Origin of the sequence: Aquamicrobium aerolatum DSM 21857, assembly GCF_900113935.1 — a bacterium.
Classification (GTDB): domain Bacteria; phylum Pseudomonadota; class Alphaproteobacteria; order Rhizobiales; family Rhizobiaceae; genus Aerobium; species Aerobium aerolatum.
On record NZ_FORF01000031.1, the window covers coordinates 1 to 21,865 of the forward strand.

Genomic DNA, 21,865 nt, shown 5'->3' on the forward strand with positions numbered 1-21,865 from the left:
TCGCGCACCTCAGGGGAAAACTTGTTTGTCGTTTTGCTCGTCATGGCTCCATCCTATTTGGAAGTTGGAGCCTCCGGCAAACCCGGCGCGGTTCAATGATTAGTGACCTTCTGCGCTCAATCGGTATCGATCCGAGCTTTCTTGCGGCTGGGGCTGCGGGTGGCTTGCTGCGATCAATCACCCGCAGCAAAATACGCGTTCGGGAAGTCATCATTTCCCCAATTGCAGGTATGCTTGCCTGCGTCTACCTGACCGTTCCCATCGTGCAGTATCTGCACCTCCTCGGTTGGCCGATGCCGGAGAACGACTTTCATGTCTATTTGGCGTCGTCGTTCCTTGTCGGCAACTCGGCCATGTGGGCATCAGATGTGCTGTTTGGCATGATCTCCAAGTGGTTCGGAGCGCATAAGCCGCCAGCTTAATTCGTGGTTGCCTAAGCGGAATGTTGATAAAAAAGGGGCCGCTATCATGCGGCCCTAGTTGTGCCCGTGCTGTAACACTGGGACTAAGGACTCTCGCCCTATCTGAAATCTATTGCTTACTGCTCGCCTTTAGGGTTTTTGATCGTGTCGGCAATGTTAGTAAACCGATCCCCGAGCTCGGTGCCGAGCAAGCCAGCGCCTGTAACGATAGCTACTCCAATCAATGCTGCAATCAGTCCATACTCAATTGCCGTCGCACCAGACTCGTCGCTCTTAAAACGCTTCAGAAGATTTTTCATTTCGGCTCCGCTATTCAGGGTGAGGGCTTGCTGCCCTTGTTGTGACAGCCCGAAAATACGACGCTCTTCTTGTTAAGCTATTAATCTACAAGGTTAACAGATTTCAGTGATATTCATAGTTAAGTAAACACAAAAATGTTGCTTGGCGTATCTGCTGACGGTGAAGAGTGAACATCAACCTTGATTGCATTGTATGCTGGTGGTGGTGATAGAAGAGCTGGAGATCACCTGTCACGTCCATGCACCACCGATTGGTGGGGCTGTCAGCTTCGGTGAAGAATTACTCTTTAATTTTCCCGACTCTTTTTGTGTATGGGCCGCGCCGAGAGCGAGCTGTGCGACCAAGTCCCATTTCCTTTGCTACGCGGGAGCGGATTTCAGAGTAACCCGGGGCGATCATTGGATAATCATCCGGTAAATTCCATTTTGCGCGGTACTCATCTGGAGTCATATTATGCTGTGCTTCCAGATGTCGTTTCAGCGATTTGAATTTCTTCCCATCTTCAAGGCAGACGAGATGGTCATGCTGAACCGACTTTTTGACCGAAACAGCGGGTATTGGTTGGTCTTGACTGGCTTCTGGCTTGTCGATCTCATGCTCACCCCTTGAGAGTAAAGCAATGGTGGAATGCACATCTGACATAAGCCGAGTTAAGTCTGCGGCAGGGACAGCATTGTTAGCGACATATGCCGATACAATTTTCCCCATCAACTCCAAATGATCGTCAGTGTTCTTTTCGGGAGAGGACATGCTGAAAATACTCCAGAAGCTCGAATATTTTATCAATCGGTGAAGAAACGGTCGTGGACGCGCGATGAAGTAAAGCGATCATAGATATATTTTTCAAGGTAACCGCAAGCCGGTTTCATTATTATCTACCATTCCATTTAGAAGCTGACACGCGGTATAAAATTGAATTGATGATGCGACTGTACGTCGAGATCGATCGACTGATGCGGGTTCGAATATTATTTCTAAATGGCGTATGAGCCCCTTTTCTGCCTTTGTCGACAAGGCAGCAGACGCGGGAACCTTCGGTCGAGGTTACTGAAGTTAGGGCGGGTGCTGTCAGCGACTGGGGGGGGGTGGCTGCGGCTTGGTCGCAGCTGACGTGGCAGTCCTCGCCTTAATACGAAGTCTTGCTGACCGAACAACAAGGCGATGCCGTCTTGTTGTTCGGTCAGTGCCGTGTCAGTAGACTGGTGGAGCGACGGCTTTGGTAAGAGGCAACTATTGCGCAGTTTCAACAGATCGTACATGCCCGAGATTGATCACCTCAGGGCTTATGCAGCGCTTATTATTCTGCTGTACCACGGACTGCAGTTGATCGGATCGCCAATCATATACGGTCGCAGTTTCGATAGCTCCGTTCCTTGGCCGCAGCCTAATAACCCGCTTATGCTTCTCATCGTTGAGGGCCATTCAGCAGTCAGCTTGTTCATTGTCCTGTCGGGATTCATTCTGTCGGTTGGAGTTCTCGACAAGACCATCGACTATGGGCGGTTCATACTTGCTCGAGTGTTGCGAATTTATCCGCTAATGATGCTCTGCCTCATGCTTGCAGTGGCAACTACCGGATCAGATCTTCTCGCTTTTCTGAACTCTGCATTGCCGATCGATCCTCGTAATCAGATTTCATCCCCGTTCGTTGCGATGTTCTGGGCGGTCAAGGTCGAGTTTCAGTGCTACTTGTTGTTCCCAGCGCTGCTCTGGTTGCTGTCGCATCATGGTCCACGGGCGTTGCTAGCAATTATCGGATTGATGTTGGTCCTTCGCGTGATTGCCGTGTTCGGTGCAGACGCGAATCCCCGCGATCTAAGCTATTGGACATTGGCGGGACGGATTGACCAGTTCGTCATCGGAATGTTGGCCGCCAGTTTATACAAACGCTGGGGGAAGGAGCAGATTTCTGGCTGGTTCTTCCCGGTCGCGTTCGGGGTGGCGATCACCATGCTGTTCGTGTTCAATCGCTTTGGAGGATGGCCAAACCAATCTCCGTGGCGCGTTGTATTCCCACCCATCGAGGGTGCTGTTTGGGCGTCGGTGATCCTCAGTTATCTGTCTGCTGGCCAGGTGTTGATGCGGATCCGGGTGGGAGCAATGCTGACGTGGCTGGGGTCTATAAGCTATTCAGCCTATCTGCTTCATTTCGTCGTCATATCAGCTGTCATCAATCACAAGTGGTGGATTGAATTGACGGGGCGAGGCGACTGGGACGCGATAATCACCACGCTCCTTGTTGTTTTTCCAGTTGTGACCATGTTGGCGGTGTTGACCTATCGGATCATCGAGAAGCCATTCATGGCGATGCGCCCACGCTACGCACAGCCTCGAATGAATGTTGGGGCTCGATTTAATCGTGAGAAGGATACCGTGAAACGTAAACCAGCGGTAAGCGGCTAGAGGACATTGCTGCTCGGGTGACTTGGGTGCATGGACCTGTTGACGAAACGCCCGCCGACCTGGCCGGTCGTTGAACGTATAGCTGGCATTGCCGTTTGCAGGTACTTCTACCAGCACTTGAGCCCCCTACGAAGATTTCCCGACCACGTGCCGACAAACGTGCTCCGGTCAGCAGAGACTGCTGATGCGACCGATGTCGATGACTGGGTTCCTTCTGTTGTTGAGCATGCTGTAAGAAGAGCCCAATCCCCGCCGCAAGGAATATCCAATAGCTTGCGAGCGATCAAAGCGGATTGGTTTACTCTACGGCATGTTATTGCGCCTAGGAGGCTCCGATGCCAGAAAAGCCCGTAGTAACATCAAGTGAAGCCGCAAGCGCTCGCGATGAAAATTCCAGCAGCCTCATGCCCATGCTTATCGCTGGCCTGATCCTCGTCGTGATCGGCGGCATTGTGGTGATGTGGTTCGTCTAAGCGCAGTGGATAGAAGCCAAGCGCCGTCCAGGAGATGGCCGCGACGCAGGGCTACCCAGCTACCATTGACGGGCGGGAGACGATTCAGGAATCTTGGAAATCTTGTGGTGGCGAGACTCTCAGCCTACCGATCTCCACGCAAGGCTCGCCATCAAACCCGAACTCAAGTGTTATGGAGCCGGTCTGATCGATGTTCACGGGGATTGGTAAAAGTGAAAAAATCGTAGGATCATCACTTCGCAATATTTCAGTTTCTCCGTCGAGGCTTAACACCTCGCTACCCGAAGGGCCTTTAAGCCTTAGACTGTAACGCTTTTGCCCTTTTTCCAGGCCGGAAAAGCGCACCCACGCGCCTAGTGTAACGTTCACAGGCAGGAAAGAGGGCAACAAATCTACGCCGTAAACACCGATCAGTATGTGCTTGCCAGTGTTCTCGATACGAATATCATCACAAAAGATCGTCTCGCCACGCCATCCCATCAGCCCGCCGACTCCATGATATTTACGGGCAATGTGCTCGTTGACGATGTGGGCACTGAATTGCCAAATGTCGATGAAGTAGCGGATTTAAGAATTTGGCGATGAGGGTGTGCCGCGACCAAGTGATTGTGTTCCCGCGCAAACCCCGTTGGGCAACCGGTCGGAAAATGATGGAAGAACAAGGATTGTGGCTCTCCCTCCGGGGTCAGGGACTATCCTCCGGCGCAAGCCATTTCCAGTTCTCGTACTTGTCGCCGCGCTGTCGGAGGTGGGGATAGCATTTAAGCGACTGCCAGGATCGGTGACCCGAAACGGCGGCCGCATGTGGAATGTTCAGGCCGAGCTCGAACAGGCGCGATACGCCATCCTGCCGCAGGTCATGGATCCGCAGGTCTTCGCGCGGGTAAAGGCGGCGCTTATTGATTCTCCGTTGAATGGAAAGATCTCAGAACTCGTGCGCGGCATCGATCGTGTGCGTATCAAAACGATTCGACGCCCTGTCTGGAAAGATGAACAGACGTAGTTGATGCGTTCAATTCGGCTCGGCGCGCCGGAAATTCAAGCGTTGTGGATAACTCTAGAACGAGTGCGGAACATCCGTGGTAAATTCCGTGGCACTTTCTGCCTCGGATGGCGCAGTTTTGGCATAGTTTGTCTGCTTTTGTTCCTGCAGGGCATTTTGGTGCTTGCGCCGCAACCCCGCATTCTATAGGGCTTTCCTCGGTTCGGAGCGTAGCGCAGCCCGGTAGCGCACTTGACTGGGGGTCAAGGGGTCGTGGGTTCGAATCCCGCCGCTCCGACCATTTTCTCTCAATAGCATCAGTTACTTACGATGACTGACGCTTTTGTAGGTGCCGCTCTGAGTTGTCAGGGCACCCCCAGGGCACCCCGAGAGTTGATTTCGGAGGTGTGTGGGTCGGTACGATAGGACAGTTTCGAATTGGTCGCGGCTGAGGTACGGCGGCTATCGTCGCTTCCCTAGTCGGATCGCGGTAGAGGCGCACGCGCAAGATCAGGGTAGGGCCCACTACGCACCGCTATGCGCCGGGCCGCCATCTTCACCACCACCCCAGATGAAACCCGGCAGGTCCAACTCGGCAGGATCGTCCTCGCGGTCCGGGTCATCGTCCAGCGTGTCCAAAATGGACAGTAGCCGCTCGATCGCATTTTCGATGTCGTGACGGGTCATGCGGCTCTCCTCTCGATCAATTGATCTGCGCGGCGCCTGAACCATTCGGCAGTGTCTCCCGAACGGAGTGCTCGCACGTCCCGCCAATGAAACGGCATGAACATCTCGCACTTGTCCGTGGTGCGGTCGAAAGCCTGTTGCACCAATCGCTCGAGATCTGCGAAGTCGGTCGGATTGATCCGGGCTGTTTCGATTAGGGCGCGGTCGAAGGCATCGAGAAAATCATCGTCGTCCGCGTATCCTATTGGAAAGCCCTCGCGCGTGGGCGCGTAAGAGCTAACCTTTCTCTCAATGCTGCTTTTATTATCAGGGGTAGTTCTGTCAGGGTATATTCGGAACACAGGGTTCCGTTCACTCACCCAGTTTGTTCCATTCACCTCGGGTGTTCCATTCACTTCTGTTCCGTTCACCTCAGGCATGAAAGTGTTCCGTTCACTTGGCATGGTCAGGTAGATGCGGCGGATGCGCCCGGCCGCTTCGCCTTTCTCGTCCCGCCGCACGATTGTTTGACGCTCGATCAAGCCGGCGCGTTCCAGCGCAAGCATTCCTTTGCCGATGAGGCGCGTGGAGCATTTGCCAAGCCCGGCAAGCTGTTCGTCGGTCGGGAAGGCATAGCCGTACTCGCGGCTGACATAGCCCGGAAGAAGCGAGGCGAGCTTGTGTGCGACCTTGGGTAACGGCCTACCAGATGCAGCAACCCGCCATTCTTCACGCAACGCATTGAACCGTGCAGCGTCGGCGGACCGAAACTCAATCCGCCGTCTGGCCACCGGGGCTTTGCTGGCAGCCGTCATGACTGGATATCCGCCAGCGCTCTCAGGTCAGCGATCAGGCTTTTTAGGATTGCAATCTCGCTGGCTTCCTCGTCCGTGTACCATCGGTCCCGGACTCTGACTTTGGCGAACATCCCTTCCAGGCTGTCAGCGCGCGTTTCCATAACCTTGTTGAACAGGCGAGCACCTTCCTGCGTCCGGCGATCCTCCTTCCGCTCTGCCTTGCGCATGCGCTTACGGAGCCGATCGAACTCCGCCTCGAGCTCTGCCACTTTGTCGCCGGCTTGTACCTCCCGCTCGCTGTTCGCGTTGAACTCCGCTTCGAGCTTCAAGAGCGCTGCATCGCTCATGCTGCGGCCTCCTTCATGCCTTCGCTGACTTCGATTGTGTTTAGGCGTGGAATATTGACCCCTCTGGCGGGGTGACCGGCGTCCAATTTTGACCCCCCACCTGTTTCGTCTGACCATCCGCCTTTTGCTGGCGGATGGAGGGGGAGTTGAAGCGAGTGGATACGATTGCGCGTGTTCGTCGGGCCTTCCATGTGCAGGGCTGGTCGGTGAAGAGGATCGTCCGGGAGCTGCATGTGTCCCGCAACACGGTGCGCAAGATTCTGCGGTCCGATGAGACGGACTTTTCCTACGAGCGAGAGCGACAACCTTTACCGAAGACGGGTCGGTGGAAGGCCGAGATCGAGCGCTTCCTGGCTGCGAACGAAGGCAAACCATCTCGTGAACGGTTGACGCTGATCCGGATTTACGAAGAGCTTCGGGCGCTGGGTTACGATGGCAGCTACGATGCGATCCGGCGCTATGCGAAGGGATGGTCGAAAGATCGAGGGGCTGTGACGGCCGAAGCGTACGTGCCGCTCTACTACGCGCCCGGCGAGGCCTACCAGTTCGACTGGAGCCACGAGATCGTTCTGATCCAGGGCGTGACGACGACGGTGAAGGTTGCTCATGTCCGCCTCTGCCACAGCCGGATGATGTTCGCCCGCGCCTATATGCGTGAGAGCCAGGAGATGGTCTTCGATGCCCACGACAAGGCCTTCGCCTTCTTCCGTGGCACCTGCACGCGCGGCATCTATGACAACATGAAGACGGCAGTCGAGGCAGTCTTCATCGGCAAGGAGCGGCTCTACAATCGTCGCTTCCTGCAGATGTGCAGCCATTACCTCGTCCATCCGGTTGCCTGCACGCCTGCATCCGGCTGGGAGAAAGGACAGGTCGAGAACCAGGTCGGCCTCGTGCGGGAGCGCTTCTTCACGCCACGCCTGCGGGTCAAAAGCCTGGAGGAACTGAATGTCTGGCTGCTCGACAAGTGCATTGCCTATGCCAAGGCTCATAGCCATCCCGAACAGACCGGACAGACGATCTGGCAGATGTTCGAAGCCGAGCGAGGCAGCCTCGTGCATTATGTTGGTCCGTTCGACGGCTTCCACTGCGTGCCCGCCTCAGTGTCAAAGACCTGCACTGTCCGCTTCGATAACAACAAATACTCGGTCCTGTCGACTGCAGTCGGCCGCCCTGTCGAGGTTCATGCCTATGCGGATCGGATCGTCATCAAACAGAATGGAGTGACGGTCGCTGAACATCGGCGCAGCTTCGGCCGGGGCGAGACGGTCTATGATCCCTGGCACTATGTGCCTGTCCTCGCTCGTAAACCCGGTGCATTGCGCAACGGCGCTCCGTTCAGGGAATGGGTTCTGCCCACTGCAATGGAGAAGGTTCGCAAACGGCTGAAGAACGTCGATGACGGTGATCGGCAGATGGTCACCATACTCGGATGTGTTCCCGCCGATGGCTTGGCGGCAGTTGAGGCTGCCTGCCAGGAAGCGCTCGATCACGGTGTCTGCTCGGCCTCGATGATCATCAACATTCTGGCTCGAAGCCGCGATCCGGCTCCCGCTGCAACCCTGCAAATCCCCGATGCGCTTCGGCTTGCCCATGAGCCGGTCGCCGACTGCGCCCGTTACGACAGGCTCAGGAGGGCAAGTTGATGGAACGCACGCAGGTTCTCGAACTGATGAGCACGTTGAAGCTCTACGGAATGCGCAGCGCCTACGACGAGGTCATGGGAAACGGCATCAAACGGCAGCACGAACCACCGCGCATCGTCGGTGACCTGTTGCAGTCGGAGATCGCCGAGAAGCAGGCCCGCTCAATCCGTTACCAGCTCAGCATTGCCAAGCTTCCACTCGCCAAGGATATCGATGACTTCGACTTCGCTGAAACGCCTGTCAATGAATCCCTGGTCCGGGAATTGGCCACGGGCACCTTTGTCGCCGATCAACGCAACGTCGTCCTCGTCGGCGGCACGGGAACCGGCAAGAGCCATCTGGCCATCGCGATTGCCCGCGCACTCATCCGCAACAGCACGCGCGGCCGCTTCTTCAACGTCGTTGATCTGGTCAATCGACTGGAAACGGAAACGCGCAACGGCAAGCAGGGACGGACCGCCGATTACCTCACACGCCTTGACTTCATCATTCTCGATGAACTGGGATACCTGCCGTTCGCCCAGGCCGGAGGCCAGCTCCTGTTCCACCTGATCAGCAGGCTCTACGAGCGCACATCGATCATCGTAACCACAAACCTTGCCTTCGGTGAATGGCCGTCGGTGTTTGGCGATGCCAAGATGACGACGGCACTCCTCGACCGTTTGACCCACCACTGCGAGATTGTGGAAACCGGCAACGAGTCCTGGCGCTTCAAGAACCGCTCTCAAAGCTAAAGCCGAAGATAACCATCACCCGCACTTGGCCTACCCTATGCAACCCCGGCCAGCGCCGGGCAGGCCAAGCGCTGATCGCCTACAGGGGGGGGTGAATATTGGACGCCGATAAGGGGTCAACATTCCGAGCCGATTGACATCCAGGAACTCCGCAACGGCTATGAGAGCATGCAGACTAATCCTTCCATCGACGAACATCGGGTCGATCAAGCCGCCCATGGGTTGAGGATATCTACTCCGAAGCCCTCGAAATCTTTGATGTTGCGTGTCGCAAGCGACAACTGATGAGCGACGGCGGTGGCTGCAATCAGCCCGTCCATCGAGGCAAGCCCACGACCTCTTCGCTTGGCAAGCGCCATGAGATCGCCCCACGCCAGGGCGACGGGCTCTTCCACCGGAATAATCCGATTTTCGAAACGCTGAGGCAGATCGTGCGCAAGCCACTCGCCCAGGGCATCGCGCTTTCGTCCGCTATCCATCAACGCGACGCCCCGTCTAATTTCAGCAATCGACACGATGCTGATGAACGTCCGGTCTTCGTCCAACCCGTGGATCCATTTCAGAACACCTTCATCTGGGTTAGGTTTTGTGACTTCCGACAGCACATTCGTATCGAGCAGCAGTCTCATAACGACAAGTCACGCGGCTCGTCATGTTGACGTTGAAGATCCAGATCCGCTCCGCGCAGAGGCGATGCCAACAGAAATTCCGCAAGCGATCCCCTTCGGGCAGTCTTCTTCTGCCACTCTTCGGCAGAGACGACCACCACGCTCGGCTTCCCATTGCGGGTGATGGTCTGAGGTGCCAATTGCGCGCGCTCCATGACCTCCGAAAGCTTCGCCTTCGCCCCCGCGACCGTCCAACTCATATCGTCGTGCGTTGATGTTTGCATCGCTTCACCTATAACCAAAATGACTATAGTGACTATAGTGTGCTAACGGGTTTTCTGCAAGCGTTTGAACGGCAGGGGAGGGGGCAGCTAAAGCCCGGATGCCTTGGTGAGATTTACCCGGAAGCGATCCCGCCGGCGTTGATATCTGCGGGTCATCTCCGCTGAAGCATGACCGAGCTGTTTCTGGACGTAACGCTCGTCGACCTGAGCCGAGGAGGCCAAGCCTGCGCGGAGGGAATGGCCGGAGAACTTGAAGGCGCGTTCATTTTCGCTCAGATCGCCGCGAACGCCTGCGGCCATTGCGGCCTTTTTCACAAGCCGAGCGACCTCCTTGTCGTTCAGGCGCTCCGACCCGACAGCCTTCCCTTGCCCCGTCACCCGACGAAAGAGGGGGCCATGAGCCAGCTTGGCGAACTTGATCCAGGTCTCGACTGCGGCGACCGGGCAGGTCGCATCGGCCGAGCCGCGACCGACCTCGACCTCTCGCCATCCGGTTTTACCGCGCAAGGTGATGAGCATGCCCTTGTCGAGGATCTCGATCCAACCGCGACCGTCCTCAGTCTGGTCGGCCTTCAGGTCGAGGCCGACGATCTCGGAGCGCCGAAGACCTCCAGCAAAGCCGATGAGCAGCATGGCCCGATCCCGCAGGCCGCGCAGAGAGCCGCGATCGAGCGTCTCGACCATGGCGATGATATCTTCAGCCATCACCGCTTCCTTCTCGACCGGTGGCTTGGCGTGGCTGTTGCGGATGCCGGCCATCACGGTGGCGATATGCCGGTCCTTGCGATCGAGCGAGAAGCCACGCTGGGCATAGTTCCAAGAGAGCGAGGAGAGGCGTCGTTCGATGGTTGAGACGGAGTTGGCCTTGGCGCCTCTTGTAGGCGTGCCAATGGCACTGCGGGAAGCGCAGGCCGTGATATAAAGCCCGACGGTTTGCGGATGCGGGGGGAGGGGCGTGAGGTTAGACCGCCGGCACCACGCTGAAAAATGCTTCCAGTCTGAGGCATAGGCTTTTCGTGTATTGGCGGAACTGGCGGCTTCGACATAGCTGCGGGCTCGATCGGCAAGGCTGGCAAGATGAGATGGTGTCTGGTTCTCGCCACCGAGAGAGGGGAGGGGGCTTTCGCCCGACATCTCCGGCGGGGAAATATCAAGTCCAGGCGCTGTACTGAGGGACGACGCTGAGGTCTCCTCGACGTGATTTTCGCTGTTTTGCTCGATGATTTGGGCGATTTCTCTATAATGACAATTATGTCCGATAATGCAAGATTATCGATCGTTATAGCCGCGTTACGTGAGGTGCGGTTTTGGATGAGAATTAGGTGAAAAGATCACCTGCGGTATACGCTCCGCTGCATATTGCTTGCAATCCGCTGAGTTGGGGCTGTTGATGCCGAACCATTCCAGCCAAGGCATTCCCGCGGTTGGCCTGCTGGTTGTTCAGTACGAGCAGCTTCGGATCACTCTGTTGAAGCGCATTGAAGATCGCCCCGATGGAGGCGCGTGGTCGGGTGACAGTGACTCCGTGCGACTTCAACACTGGAGATTAGCGTCAGAAAACCCGGCATGGAGATTACACTCAGCGATCAGGTCGGACACGCGCCCGGAGGGATATGCGGGGGTGGCGATGAGAGCCTGCAGGGCACGATATGACAGCAGCTTCTGCAAGGCATTCGCGTCGCATCGTTCGCGGTGACAAGTCGACCGGGGTTTGTGCTCTCAAGCACTGCTGCGCGTGACGAGCGTGCCGGGCAGCATGGTAATAATACCGTCATCGGAGGGCTTGATGGTCGGGTCGTCTATTATCTTCAGCGCCTCCATGACCATGCGTTCAACAGGTTGGCGAATAGTTGTGAGGCCATAGGAATTCCAGCTTGCCATGGGGATATCATCGAAGCCGATGACTGCCAGATCCTCGGGTATCCGCAATCCAAACTCCCGTGCCACGTCAATCACAGCCAGCGCCATAATGTCGTTGCAGCAGAAAATCGCATCGGGGGCGTCGGGGACGGAAAGCAGTGTCTTGCCGGCGGTGTACCCGCCCTTGTAGGTGAAGTTACCAAATGCCTGGGCATGAATGGCTCCTCCCGCCTCCGCCAGCACGTCACGCAGTCCCCTCACGCGTTCCACATGGGTGGAGGTATTCGCAACACCACCGACGAGAGCAATCTTCCGGTATCCGCGTTCCAGCAACAGGCGGCCAGCGTCGCGGCCACCCTGGAAGTTGTCGCAAGCAACGGCATTAATGCGGATGTCGCGCTGGATCCGGTTCAGCAATACCACCTTGATCTGATGCTGCCGACACGCGCGCGCCATGCTGGATGTCAGGTGAGCGGAGGTCACGATGATTGCCGATGGGCGCGCCGCAAGAATCTGCTCAGTCACGGAATCCACGTCCGTGTTTGCCGCTAGCGCATAAACCAGAAGCTGACGCTCGCTTTCCTGTAGCTGCTTTGCCAGCGTATCCAGTACGAAGGGATAAAACGGGTTGAGAAGATCACCGGCAACCAAAGTGATGGTAGTGGCAGAAATAGCTTCAGCCGTTCGCCTTGCCGGACTGAGATAGCCGATCTCCTCGGCTACCGCGAGGATTCGCTTCCTCTTTTCGACATCGAGCGAAGCGCCTGGCGTAAATGCCCGGGAGACCGCGGCAAGTGAGACGCCTGCAACGTGGGCAACCTGTTTGGCTGTGGGCTTCAGAGATCTACTCCTATGAAAATTTTTCAATCAGCTTCTGAAAATTTGCATCTCCGCTATAGCAGGCTAACGTTCCTCGGCAAAGGGAGAGACACCATGGCCATTCATTATTTGAAGCGGGGCAAGCCGGATTCCGAGCGCTCCGAAGACGATCAAAAGGTTCGCGCCGTTGTCGAGGACATCTTGCGCGAAATCGAGGTGCGCGGTGATGCGGCGGTCCGCGAACTTTCAGAAAAGTTCGACAAATATTCTCCGCAGTCCTTCCGGCTCGCCGCCAGCGAAATCGAGGCTTTGATCAGCAAGGTGTCTTCGCGCGACATGGAAGACATCAAGTTCGCCCAGGCACAGGTCCGCAAATTTGCTCAGGCGCAGCGGGATTCGATGTTGGACATCGAGGTGGAAACGATGCCTGGAGTGGTCCTGGGACACAAGAACATCCCGGTCCAGTCCGTCGGCTGCTATATCCCAGGTGGCAAGTTCCCAATGGTGGCATCGGCGCATATGTCGGTCCTGACCGCTTCTGTTGCTGGCGTGCCGCGTATCGCTGCTGCCACGCCCGCTTTCAAGGGCGAGCCCAATCCGGCGGTCATTGCCGCGATGCATCTCGGCGGCGCACACGAAATCTACGTGTTGGGCGGCGTCCAGGCCATTGGTGCCATGGCGATCGGCACGCAAACCATCGAACCTGTTCACATGCTCGTCGGGCCGGGCAACGCGTTTGTGGCCGAGGCCAAACGTCAGCTCTATGGCCGCGTCGGCATCGATCTCTTTGCCGGGCCGACGGAGACAATGGTGATCGCCGATGAGACTGTGGACGCCGAGATGTGTGCCACCGATCTCCTCGGGCAAGCGGAGCATGGCTACAATTCGCCGGCCGTTCTGATCACCAATTCCCGCAGACTGGCCGAGGCCACACTGTCCGAGATCGATCGCCTTCTCGCTATCCTGCCAACCGCCGATACCGCATCGAAGAGTTGGGCGGACTACGGTGAGGTCATAATCTGCGATACCTACGAGGACATGCTCGACATCGCCAACGAGATCGCTTCGGAGCATGTTCAGGTCATGACCGACCGCGATGACTGGTTCCTGGCCAATATGCATTCCTATGGTGCTCTGTTCCTGGGTCCCCGCACGAATGTTGCCAACGGAGATAAGGTCATCGGGACCAACCACACGCTGCCGACAAAGCGGGCCGGCCGCTATACGGGCGGTCTGTGGGTCGGCAAGTTCCTTAAGACCCATTCTTACCAGAAGGTACTTACTGACGAAGCGGCCGCCATGATCGGCGAATACTGTTCTCGCCTGTGCATGCTTGAAGGCTTCGTCGGACATGCCGAACAGGCGAATGTGCGAGTCCGCCGCTATGGTGGTCGCAACATTCCCTATGGGGCGGCAGCTGAATAAGGCATGTCGACTTTTTTCATGAACGCAGGTGATGGACGGGTGCCATGGTGACGACGTTTCCTCGCACCCCATCGTTTCGACTGGATGGCAAGAGTGCTCTGGTCGCAGGCGCGTCCTCCGGAATCGGGCTTGGCGCCGCGGTGGCACTGGCAGAGGCCGGCGCGCGGGTGACGCTGGCGGCCAGGTCCACTGACAAACTTGCGACCATTGCAAGCCAGCTAAGTGAACTGGGTCTTTCAACCGAAACGCTGTTGATGGACATTCAGGATGTCGAAGCAACGGAGGCAATGGTGACGAGCCTGGCTCCGTTCGACATCCTCGTCAATAGTGCGGGGTTGGCCCGTCACAGTGCTGCGCTTGACACCACAATCGGTGACTTCGACGCGGTCGTAGGGGTCAACTTTCGGGGAGCCTATTTTCTCACCCGCGCTGTGGCAAGACGGCAAATCGAAGCCGGACGGAGAGGATCGTTGATCAATATTTCGTCGCAGATGGCGCATGTGGGCGGTGTCGACCGCGCCGTGTACGCGGCCACCAAGCATGCCGTTGAGGGCTTCACCAAGTCGATGGCGATCGAATGGGGTTCATATCGCATACGCGTGAACACGATATGCCCAACCTTCATCCGCACCCCGCTCGCCGAGCAGACCTTTGCCAACCCGCAACGGCTGAAATGGGTGGAGGAAAAGATCAAGCTCGGACGTATCGGAGAAGTCGAGGATATCATGGGCCCCGTCGTCTTCTTGGCCTCCGATGCTGCGGCGATGATTACGGGGACGGCGCTGATGGTGGATGGCGGCTGGACGGCCGGCTGATGCCGCAGCTGAAGCAGGACGGTCCGCCGGAGGATCCCACTTATCGCCGGACCGATTACACATCAAGGGTGGAGCTTTCTCGACGATGAGCGGACATATAGCAGTAATAGGCGCTGGGCTAGTTGGAGCTGGCTGGGCAATTGTCTTTGCGCGAAGCGGCCATGAAGTGCGGGTTTTTGATGCGAGCGAGACGATCCGTGAGCGCCTTCCAAGTCATTTTCGCGCGTCCTTGGAGGCCATGGCGACCTATGATCTGATCACCGATGTCGATATGGTTCTCCGGCGGATCACTGTCTGCTGCAGTGTATCGGATGCGGTCGTTGGCGCGGACTACGTTCAGGAATCGGTGGTTGAACGAGTGGACCTGAAGCGGGAAGTCTGCGCCGAGATCGACTGCTATCTCGGTCCCCTATCGCTGGTCGGAAGCTCTACCTCCGGCCTGCCTGCCTCGTCCTTCACCGAAGGATGTGCCAACCGCGAGCGTTTTGTTGTCGCCCATCCCGTAAATCCGCCGCATCTCGTTCCCGTGGTGGAGATCGTGCCGGCGCCCTGGACCAATGACACAACGGTGCAAAAAACGCGCGACCTCATGCAATCGGTCGGACAGGCTCCCGTCGTCGTGACCCGCGAAATCCCGGGCTTCATCCTGAACCGTCTCCAGGGCGCGCTTCTCGACGAGGCCTGGTGGCTGTTCGATCAAGGTTATGCGACAGCTGAAGATATCGACAAGACGGTCAAATATGGGTTGGGCCTGCGATGGGCCTTTATGGGCCCGTTTGAGACGATCGACCTCAACGCACCGACTGGTATCGACGATTATGCGCGTCGCCTCGGTCCCATGTATGTGGAGCTGGCAGAAGGTCGCCCACCGGCTGGACCCTGGAGCGACGATGCCGTGCGCCGGGCGACAGAAGAGCGCCGGGCCGCCCTCCCGGCAGATCAGATCGACGCGCGGCGCGCCTGGCGCGACAACCGTCTGATGGCCCTTGTTGCGAGCCAGCGCAAGCTGGTTCCCTGACGAGAACAGCACAAGACAAAAAACGCCGGCCATAGCCGGCGTCAGATTGCTGATGTCTCCCGAAGGTGGTCCCCCGGTTTCGAGATAAAGACATGTACAAAAACAAGACCCTAAGGCATCGCTCGCGGATCTGAAAGATCGCGATGGGCTTTAACCGTCATCCGAAATGATCAGATTCACCGACCGTCTTTGACTCGGAGAACAGATCGCAATCAAGGTACCGGGGAGAAGTTTTCAGCAAGCTGACCTCCACCTTTGGTGGAGGTCATGATTTACTTCGTCATCGGAAACGCGATGTCGAGCGCTTCTGCCTCGGGGAAGCCCACGGCATTCTTGATCTGCGTAAAGTTTGCCATACGATGCCGCACGGAAGTGAGTTCACCGGTTTCCAGAACTGCTTTCATGACGGCCTTTGCGCCGTCCATGGCCGCCAACAGCGGTTCAATCGGGTAGAGGATGACGTGGAACCCGAAGGCGCGGCACTGCTCGACGCTGATCTCCGGTGTCTTACCCGTACTTGCGGCATTAAAGACGAGCGGCTTGCCGGTCGATGCCAGTTCCTTGCCAATCCGATCCAGGTGTTCCATTGATTCAGGTGCATCTAGGAAAAGTGCGTCGGCACCCGCATCAGCATACCGTTTGGCGCGATCGATCGCCGCATCAAGCCCATCAACAGCGATCGCGTCGGTCCGTACGATGATGACGAAATCCTTGTCGGAACGGGCTTGCTGCGCGGCCTTCAGCTTGTTGATCATATCCTCTGTCGGAACCAGAACCTTGCCGGCGACGTGGCCGCATTTTTTAGGAAGCACCTGATCTTCCATATGAATGCCAGAGGCGCCGGCTGCCTCGAACATCGCGATCGTCCGTGCGGTATTGACGGCGTTGCCATGGCCGTTATCGGCATCCGCGATGATCGGCTTTGTGGTCACCGCGGCGATCCGTCTGATATGGTCAGCCATTTCCGGCAGCGTGAGGATGCCGAGATCCGGTACGCCGAGCATCGAGGTCGCGGCGGCAAATCCACCAAGATAGATGCAGTTGAAGCCGGCTTGTTCCGCCAGACGTGCGGAAAGAGCGTCATAAGCCCCCATGCACAGCAACATATCCGGGGCGGAGAACATGGTTCTAAGGACTTTGGTTTTGGTCATTAATGTCTACCTGTTGATTGGAATTCATTCTCGCGTGCCGGCAAGTAGCGGCAGGAGGGTCCTGGCGTGACGCAGGGCGACGTCAAGTTCGCCACCCAGCATGGTTTCATACCCTTGGCGCCCGAGCCTGACGGACATGGCGGGCGCCTCGGCAAGTTTTTGTGCCCTCGCAAGTGTGCGAGCCAGAACCTGTTCGCGCGGGACCACCTCGTTCACCAGCCACAAGGCGCGTGCCTCGTCAGCCGTCAGTCTCCTTCCCTCGTAGACCAGTTCAAAGAACAATTTCCGGCTCATGATCCGTTGGATCGTTGCCATTGCGAGGATCGGAAAGAGACCATGTTCGAGCTCCGGTAGGCCAAGCGTCGCGGTCTCGCTCATCACGGCGATGTCGCAGCAACTGAGCATGCTAAACCCGCCAGCCATTGCATCACCGTTGATCGCGGCGAATACCGGCTTGCCCAAGGTTTGAACACGTCGGTTGAGGTTGCCGAACGCTTCGGCAAAGTCCTGGATCGCTTCCGGGGTACGGCCGGCGCCGGAGTGGTCGCCGCCGATGCAGAAGACCTCACCATTTCCGGTCAAGACAATGGCACCGATCGCGGTATCTTGCTCCGCATCGTCAAGCGCGGCAATGAGATCGAGAGCAAGGGCTTTAGACACCCGGTTGCCAATTTCCGTCCGGTTGAGTGTGAGGATTCGGACGCGTCCCGTCGTTTCCTTAAGAAGATGAGTCATTGTATCAGTATCCAACGAGGGCCGGGAAAGCGGTCGTCATCGGTGGCCAGTAGGTGACGAGCATGAGCACGATGAGGTTGACGGCAACGAACGGTAGACACTCCTTGACCTGGGTTACGTAGCTCGTTCCCGCTATTCGTGCCGTTATGAACAAGCTTTCGCCGATGGGAGGAACGATCAGTCCCAGGTTGAGATTGAAGACGATCATCAGCCCAAGCTGTAGGGGATCGACATCTAATGCGGCGCCAAGGGGGGTGAGCAGCGGCGTTACGATGATCAGGGCTGCTGCCGGTGCCAGGAACATGCCGAGGAACAACAGAAGCAGGTTGACCACGAACAGGATCAAGACTGGGTTGGACAAGTGCTCAAGAATGAAGTTTGCCGCATGAAGCGGGACTTGGCTGCGCGTCAGGGGCCACGCCAGGGCTGCCGATGCCGCGATGACGATGGTAACCGCCGCGGTTTCTATGCCCGACTTCATGAAGATGTTCGCAATGGCCTCGAATTTGAACCGACCCTTGGCGACGATCAGCAGCAAAGCGTAGAGTACCGCGACGCCGGCGCTTTCCGTGATGGTGAAGAAGCCAGAGATGATCCCGACCAGTATGATCAGCGGCAGGAGCAACACAGGGATTGCGCCGACAGTGGCCTTGACCGCTTCGTGCGCCGTCGGCGAGGGATATTTTGGATAGTTTCGGCGGAACGCGGTCCATAGCGCAACACCCATCATGCCGAGTGCGGCGGTAATCCCAGGGACAACACCCGCCATGAACAGGCCGCGTATGGAGGTGCCGGTCTGAACGCCGTAGAGAACGAGCAGAATGGACGGTGGAATGATGGAGCCCAAAGTGCCGGCAGCCGCGATCAGCGCGCCTGCATAGCCGGGATGATAGCCGTCCTCCTTCATGGCCGGGATCAGTACCGCGCCAAGCGCTGACGTATCCGCGGCAGCTGAGCCCGAGATCGTCGAGAAGAATGTTGCCGAGCCGATCGCGCCCAGTGACAGGCCACCGCGAATGCGGCCAAGGAAGAGATTGGTAAACGACACAAGCGAGCGCGTGATCCCGCCATATGTCATCAGATTGCCCATCAGCAGGAAGAGCGGCAGGGCGATCAACGGGAAATTGTTAAGTGCCGCCGTCATCTGGTCGATGAGAACCGAATGCGGCAGGCGGCCGATCGCCGCGAAAGCAGTGATGCCGATGACGATGAACGTCGGAACCCCAATGATCAAAGTGACGATAAAAATGCCGAACGGAATCACAGCGACACCTCATTTTTGGTGGCGGGCCCATCGCGCGTGACGAGTGCCAGCAACATTCGCTCCGCAAGGAAGAGGAGCATGAGCCCTGCGGCAATCGGGGCGCTTAGATAAAGCCACTGTGTCGATATGCCGAGCCCGATGATGGTCGAGCTTCCCAGAAGCGACAGTTGTTCGATGCTGGCGTCGAGCAGCAGATAGCCGAAGATCATACCGACGATGCCAATGATCACGAGGAGAATGGTACGCGCCCATCCCGACAGCGCCTCGGGAATTACGGCAATCGCCATGTTCTCGTCCAGCCGTACGGCATAGGCCGCGCCGATGAAGGAAAGCCAGGTCATCATTAGGGAGGCGAAGACTTCGGTCCACGACGGAGTGCTGTGCAGAACATGTCGTCCGAATATCTGTGTAGCTACGGCCGCAAGGAGGGCGAACAGGCAAAGCCCGATCACCCACCGTGCGACAGTCGCAACGACATCCGCGACACGGGTCACGATGGAAGCGACATTCAGCATGACGATCAGTTCATGCCGGCTGCAGCTTGAAGGCGCTTAACCCAGCCGTATTGGTCAGGAAACTCCTTGTCGAGGCCGGAGACCTGGCTCTTCATCGCGTTGAGGTCGACTTCCTTGATGTTGGCACCCTTGGGCTTGAAGGCTTCCAGCGCCTGGGCTTCGGCGATCGCGATCTTGTCAGCAAAATATTTGCTGGCTTCGGCCGAAGCCTGCTCGAGCGCCACGCGCTCTGCCTCGGGAAGCTCGTCGAGCCATGCACCGTAGAAGATGAAGGCGTAGTTCGGCATCATGTGCTTGGTCATTAGCACTGTCTTGGTGACGTCGCCCATACCCGAAGATAGTGCTGTCTGGGCCTCGATTTCGATACCATCGACAACACCCTGCTGCATGGCAGTGTAGATCTCGGCCATGTCCATCGGAGTCGGGCTGGCGCCCCATGCTTCGAATGAACGAAGGACAATCGGCAAGCCGGGAACGCGGATCTTCTGGCCCTTCAGGTCATCCGCATCATGCCGCAGGTAGACGTTCCGAAAACCCTTGTAAGTGGGCGCGAGAACCCGGTAGCCGGATTCGGCCTCGATGGCCTTGAAGAACGCCTTGCCGTCTTCACTGGCATAAGCCTTATCGAACTGCTCACGCGTCTCGAAAATGAATGGCCAGACATCAACGGTTGCTAGCGGAGAGAAGGAGCCGAGCGCGCTGGTCGAAATGATCGTCACGTGGACTGCGCCCGAACGCTGCTGGGTGGCGATCTGGTTCCAGCCTCCCAGCTGGCTTGCCGGAAACACCGTTACCTTCAGTTCGCCCTTGCTGAACTCGGCAACCTTCTTGGCGAACACTTCGGCAGTTTCTTGCTCAAGACTATTGGCAGCAAAGACGTGAGCAAACACGATATCCTTTTCTGCCCTTGCAGCCGACATCATGGCGGCGGTCATTGCGCCGGCGAGCGCCATGGTTGCTATCAATTTACGCATACATACCTCCCTAACCAATTTCTAAGGTGTCACGGTTTGGCGCGGAGCACTGCCGACAATGCGGATGCATGTCGCCGCAGAGACCCTGCGATCCTCTCTTCGAGAATTTCGTCGAATCGTGATGTTGGCGCCGACACGCTCAGGCATGCTTCAACGGCGCCATTGGCATCAAAAACGGGTAGTGCCATTGCAATGACGCCTGACAACAGGTCTTCACGCGAATAGGCCACGGCCCCGGCGCGGACTTCATGAAGGTGCGCCTCAAGCCGTTCGATGCGCTCGGCCGTCAGCCCGGTTTCAGCAAGGCTGGACCCGATGATACGCTCCCTCTCCGCCTTGGACATATAGGCCAGGAAAACGCGACCCGCCGCCGTTAGCGACATGGGCGCCCGTTCGCCAAGCTGCATTGAGCGTCGAATGGGCGTTTCGGAATTCTGCTTTGCGACGACAAGAATATCGTCCCCCGCGCGAACGACCAGCGCGGTCGATTCACCCGTTTCTCTCACAATTTCCGCCACCATGGCCTGGCCGGTGGTCACGACATTGATACCTGCGAGATAGCGTTGAGCGAGCAGGAGAACTTCCGGGCCAAGACCGTACAACCGGGTGTTCGCGTCATAGGTCACGAATCCGTCGTCCATCATCGTTGTGAGAAGTCCGGTAAGGCTGCTTCGAGGAATGTCGAGCGCCACGGACAGCTCGACATGGCTTTGTGGCTTCTCGCCCAGCCCACGAAGAATTTTCAAAGCCCGAGTTGCTGACTTAACGTTCATATATGTGAACTCCATTCACGAATATGAATGACTCTATTTTTGCCGCTTGTCAACCACAAGCGCGATGATGGTCAGGTGATGAAGTTCCGCCTGCAGCCGACACGCGAGCTCGCGGGCTAGGGTCAGGATCTGTAATTTGCAGAGCTTGGCGGTGTTTCCCTTGAGGGTTTCAAGGATCTGCCCGCACTGATGGCTGCGAGCAGCGATCGTGCTGTATCGTTTTTCACAAGGCCGAACGTTGCATTGACTCGAAGCGGGCTTTCTGGCCCATCCGGTAACCTTCGCAGATCGTCCGTCCCTGCGTTCCCTCTCGGGAAACCGCCCTCGGATCAGCTTTCTGGCTTCACCGCTGGTAATCGGATTCTATCTCACCTCAAGCTTCGAACAAAGTGCCATCGCGCAGCATGGCGTGATAATGACGGCGAGACGCCTGGCAAGCGCCACGCGCGCCTTTCTTAAACCACGCCGCTTCGCAATCTTCATGGCCACCCCTTGAAGGCGAAGTTGCCACGACTGCGCGTGAGGATCGAGTTGGCTGCTTCGTAAAGGAGTTTGCGGACCATGCTGTCGCCTTGTTTGGTGATGCGCCCTGTCCAATCGATCTCTCCAGATTGATGACGTCTGGGGACGAGCCCGAAGTAGGCGCCGGCGGTGCGAGATTGTCGGAAGCGGCCGACTTCATCGATGGCGGCGGCAAATGCGGCAGAGGTTTGAACGCCTACACCAGGGATGTTGCAAGGGCTCTTGAGAGGAGAAGGATTGGAAACCGGGCGGCTGCACGTCGCCACGCTCATGAAGAAGATGGGCATCGAGGCGATCTACCGTCGCCCGAACACCTCCAAACCAGCGCCAGG

23 protein-coding genes, 1 tRNA gene and 4 pseudogenes are annotated in these 21,865 nt (G+C 57.3%); 10 read left to right on the top strand and 18 right to left on the bottom strand.

Annotated features, from left to right (window positions below; genetic code table 11):
* The coding region (locus BMZ42_RS16615) for a hypothetical protein (RefSeq protein ID WP_210185237.1) at positions 1–422 on the top strand (422 nt) is incomplete at its 5' end.
* 116 nt (positions 423–538) lie between these two features.
* On the opposite strand, the gene BMZ42_RS16620 is transcribed toward BMZ42_RS16615, so the two are convergent.
* Both BMZ42_RS16620 and BMZ42_RS16625 read right to left on the bottom strand, forming a co-directional pair.
* Positions 539–721: a Flp family type IVb pilin gene (locus BMZ42_RS16620; RefSeq protein ID WP_091524767.1), complete on the bottom strand. Its 183-nt coding sequence runs from the start codon at positions 719–721 to the stop codon at positions 539–541.
* A gap of 280 nt (positions 722–1,001) precedes the next feature.
* On the bottom strand, positions 1,002–1,472 hold the full coding sequence (locus tag BMZ42_RS16625; RefSeq protein WP_091524770.1) for a Ros/MucR family transcriptional regulator: 471 nt from the start codon (positions 1,470–1,472) through the stop codon (positions 1,002–1,004).
* Positions 1,473–1,979: 507 nt separating this feature from the next.
* Between BMZ42_RS16625 and BMZ42_RS16630 the strand changes: the two genes are divergently transcribed.
* Positions 1,980–3,125, top strand: coding sequence for an acyltransferase family protein (locus tag BMZ42_RS16630; protein WP_175556764.1), 1,146 nt, complete (start codon positions 1,980–1,982; stop codon positions 3,123–3,125).
* A 335-nt stretch (positions 3,126–3,460) separates the two neighbouring features.
* Positions 3,461–3,598: a hypothetical protein gene (locus BMZ42_RS18105; protein WP_175556765.1), complete on the top strand. Its 138-nt coding sequence runs from the start codon at positions 3,461–3,463 to the stop codon at positions 3,596–3,598.
* An 84-nt stretch (positions 3,599–3,682) separates the two neighbouring features.
* Here BMZ42_RS18105 and BMZ42_RS16635 read toward each other — a convergent pair whose 3' ends face one another.
* Together BMZ42_RS16635 and BMZ42_RS18320 are read right to left on the bottom strand one after the other, a co-directional pair.
* Positions 3,683–4,078 carry a DUF6941 family protein gene (locus tag BMZ42_RS16635; protein ID WP_091524774.1) on the bottom strand — a complete coding sequence of 132 codons (396 nt, stop codon included), beginning with the start codon at positions 4,076–4,078 and terminating at the stop codon, positions 3,683–3,685.
* Positions 4,079–4,283: 205 nt separating this feature from the next.
* A pseudogene (locus BMZ42_RS18320) lies at positions 4,284–4,546 on the bottom strand (site-specific integrase); the annotation flags it as partial.
* A 258-nt stretch (positions 4,547–4,804) separates the two neighbouring features.
* Here BMZ42_RS18320 and BMZ42_RS16645 point away from each other — a divergent pair.
* Positions 4,805–4,881, top strand: a tRNA-Pro gene (locus BMZ42_RS16645).
* A gap of 224 nt (positions 4,882–5,105) precedes the next feature.
* Here BMZ42_RS16645 and BMZ42_RS18115 read toward each other — a convergent pair.
* From BMZ42_RS18115 to BMZ42_RS16655, 3 genes are read right to left on the bottom strand one after another with little or no spacing between them, the layout of a single operon-like run.
* Complete coding sequence (locus BMZ42_RS18115) at positions 5,106–5,267, bottom strand: hypothetical protein (RefSeq protein WP_175556767.1); 162 nt, start codon at positions 5,265–5,267, stop codon at positions 5,106–5,108.
* The gene (locus BMZ42_RS16650) at positions 5,264–6,061 is read right to left on the bottom strand and encodes a hypothetical protein (protein WP_091524776.1); all 798 of its coding nucleotides are present in this window, start codon (positions 6,059–6,061) and stop codon (positions 5,264–5,266) included. The genes BMZ42_RS18115 and BMZ42_RS16650 overlap by 4 nt, the downstream gene beginning before the upstream one ends.
* Entirely contained in the window at positions 6,058–6,390 is a 333-nt protein-coding gene (locus BMZ42_RS16655; RefSeq protein ID WP_091524779.1) for a hypothetical protein, read from the bottom strand. The genes BMZ42_RS16650 and BMZ42_RS16655 overlap by 4 nt, the downstream gene beginning before the upstream one ends.
* A gap of 146 nt (positions 6,391–6,536) precedes the next feature.
* On the opposite strand from BMZ42_RS16655, the pseudogene istA reads away from it, so the two are divergent.
* Both istA and istB read left to right on the top strand, forming a co-directional pair.
* A pseudogene (gene istA / locus BMZ42_RS16660) lies at positions 6,537–8,030 on the top strand (IS21 family transposase); the annotation flags it as partial.
* Positions 8,031–8,035: 5 nt separating this feature from the next.
* A complete protein-coding gene (gene istB / locus BMZ42_RS16665) occupies positions 8,036–8,770 on the top strand; it encodes an IS21-like element helper ATPase IstB (protein ID WP_091524783.1) in 735 nt (244 codons plus the stop codon).
* A gap of 206 nt (positions 8,771–8,976) precedes the next feature.
* On the opposite strand, the gene BMZ42_RS16670 is transcribed toward istB, so the two are convergent.
* From BMZ42_RS16670 to BMZ42_RS16685, 4 genes are all read right to left on the bottom strand, one after another.
* The gene (locus BMZ42_RS16670; protein ID WP_091524784.1) at positions 8,977–9,399 is read right to left on the bottom strand and encodes a type II toxin-antitoxin system VapC family toxin; all 423 of its coding nucleotides are present in this window, start codon (positions 9,397–9,399) and stop codon (positions 8,977–8,979) included.
* The gene (locus BMZ42_RS16675; protein ID WP_091524787.1) at positions 9,396–9,662 is read right to left on the bottom strand and encodes a type II toxin-antitoxin system Phd/YefM family antitoxin; all 267 of its coding nucleotides are present in this window, start codon (positions 9,660–9,662) and stop codon (positions 9,396–9,398) included. Before BMZ42_RS16675 ends, BMZ42_RS16670 begins: the two co-directional genes overlap by 4 nt.
* Positions 9,663–9,749: 87 nt before the next feature.
* On the bottom strand, positions 9,750–10,895 hold the full coding sequence (locus BMZ42_RS16680; protein WP_091524789.1) for a site-specific integrase: 1,146 nt from the start codon (positions 10,893–10,895) through the stop codon (positions 9,750–9,752).
* 486 nt (positions 10,896–11,381) lie between these two features.
* Entirely contained in the window at positions 11,382–12,389 is a 1,008-nt protein-coding gene (locus BMZ42_RS16685) for a LacI family DNA-binding transcriptional regulator (protein WP_244523309.1), read from the bottom strand.
* A 66-nt stretch (positions 12,390–12,455) separates the two neighbouring features.
* On the opposite strand from BMZ42_RS16685, the gene hisD reads away from it, so the two are divergent.
* The 3 genes from hisD (at position 12,456) to BMZ42_RS16700 (ending at position 15,599) form a co-directional block, all read left to right on the top strand.
* Complete coding sequence (gene hisD / locus BMZ42_RS16690; protein WP_091524791.1) at positions 12,456–13,766, top strand: histidinol dehydrogenase; 1,311 nt, start codon at positions 12,456–12,458, stop codon at positions 13,764–13,766.
* Between the two features lie 44 nt (positions 13,767–13,810).
* The gene (locus tag BMZ42_RS16695; RefSeq protein WP_091524794.1) at positions 13,811–14,581 is read left to right on the top strand and encodes an SDR family NAD(P)-dependent oxidoreductase; all 771 of its coding nucleotides are present in this window, start codon (positions 13,811–13,813) and stop codon (positions 14,579–14,581) included.
* 85 nt (positions 14,582–14,666) lie between these two features.
* A complete protein-coding gene (locus tag BMZ42_RS16700) occupies positions 14,667–15,599 on the top strand; it encodes a 3-hydroxyacyl-CoA dehydrogenase (protein ID WP_091524796.1) in 933 nt (310 codons plus the stop codon).
* Between the two features lie 272 nt (positions 15,600–15,871).
* Here the strand turns inward: BMZ42_RS16700 and BMZ42_RS16705 are convergent, their stop codons facing one another.
* The 7 genes and pseudogenes from BMZ42_RS16705 to BMZ42_RS18325 all read right to left on the bottom strand — a co-directional run.
* Positions 15,872–16,750, bottom strand: coding sequence for an isocitrate lyase/PEP mutase family protein (locus tag BMZ42_RS16705; protein WP_091524798.1), 879 nt, complete (start codon positions 16,748–16,750; stop codon positions 15,872–15,874).
* A 24-nt stretch (positions 16,751–16,774) separates the two neighbouring features.
* Positions 16,775–17,485 (bottom strand): enoyl-CoA hydratase/isomerase family protein, encoded by a 711-nt coding sequence (locus tag BMZ42_RS16710; RefSeq protein ID WP_091524801.1) that lies wholly within the window; start codon positions 17,483–17,485, stop codon positions 16,775–16,777.
* Positions 17,486–17,489: 4 nt separating this feature from the next.
* The gene (locus tag BMZ42_RS16715) at positions 17,490–18,749 is read right to left on the bottom strand and encodes a TRAP transporter large permease (RefSeq protein WP_091524804.1); all 1,260 of its coding nucleotides are present in this window, start codon (positions 18,747–18,749) and stop codon (positions 17,490–17,492) included.
* Positions 18,746–19,264, bottom strand: a complete 519-nt coding sequence (locus tag BMZ42_RS16720; protein ID WP_091524805.1) for a TRAP transporter small permease — start codon at positions 19,262–19,264, stop codon at positions 18,746–18,748. The genes BMZ42_RS16715 and BMZ42_RS16720 overlap by 4 nt, the downstream gene beginning before the upstream one ends.
* Before the next feature lie 5 nt (positions 19,265–19,269).
* Positions 19,270–20,238, bottom strand: coding sequence for a TRAP transporter substrate-binding protein (locus BMZ42_RS16725; RefSeq protein WP_091524808.1), 969 nt, complete (start codon positions 20,236–20,238; stop codon positions 19,270–19,272).
* Positions 20,239–20,267: 29 nt separating this feature from the next.
* Positions 20,268–21,011: an IclR family transcriptional regulator gene (locus BMZ42_RS16730; protein ID WP_210185238.1), complete on the bottom strand. Its 744-nt coding sequence runs from the start codon at positions 21,009–21,011 to the stop codon at positions 20,268–20,270.
* A 373-nt stretch (positions 21,012–21,384) separates the two neighbouring features.
* Positions 21,385–21,742: pseudogene (locus BMZ42_RS18325) on the bottom strand (transposase); the annotation flags it as partial.
* Between BMZ42_RS18325 and BMZ42_RS17840 the strand changes: the two are divergent.
* A pseudogene (locus tag BMZ42_RS17840) lies at positions 21,741–21,865 on the top strand (IS3 family transposase); the annotation flags it as partial. The pseudogenes BMZ42_RS18325 and BMZ42_RS17840 sit on opposite strands and share 2 nt — an antisense overlap.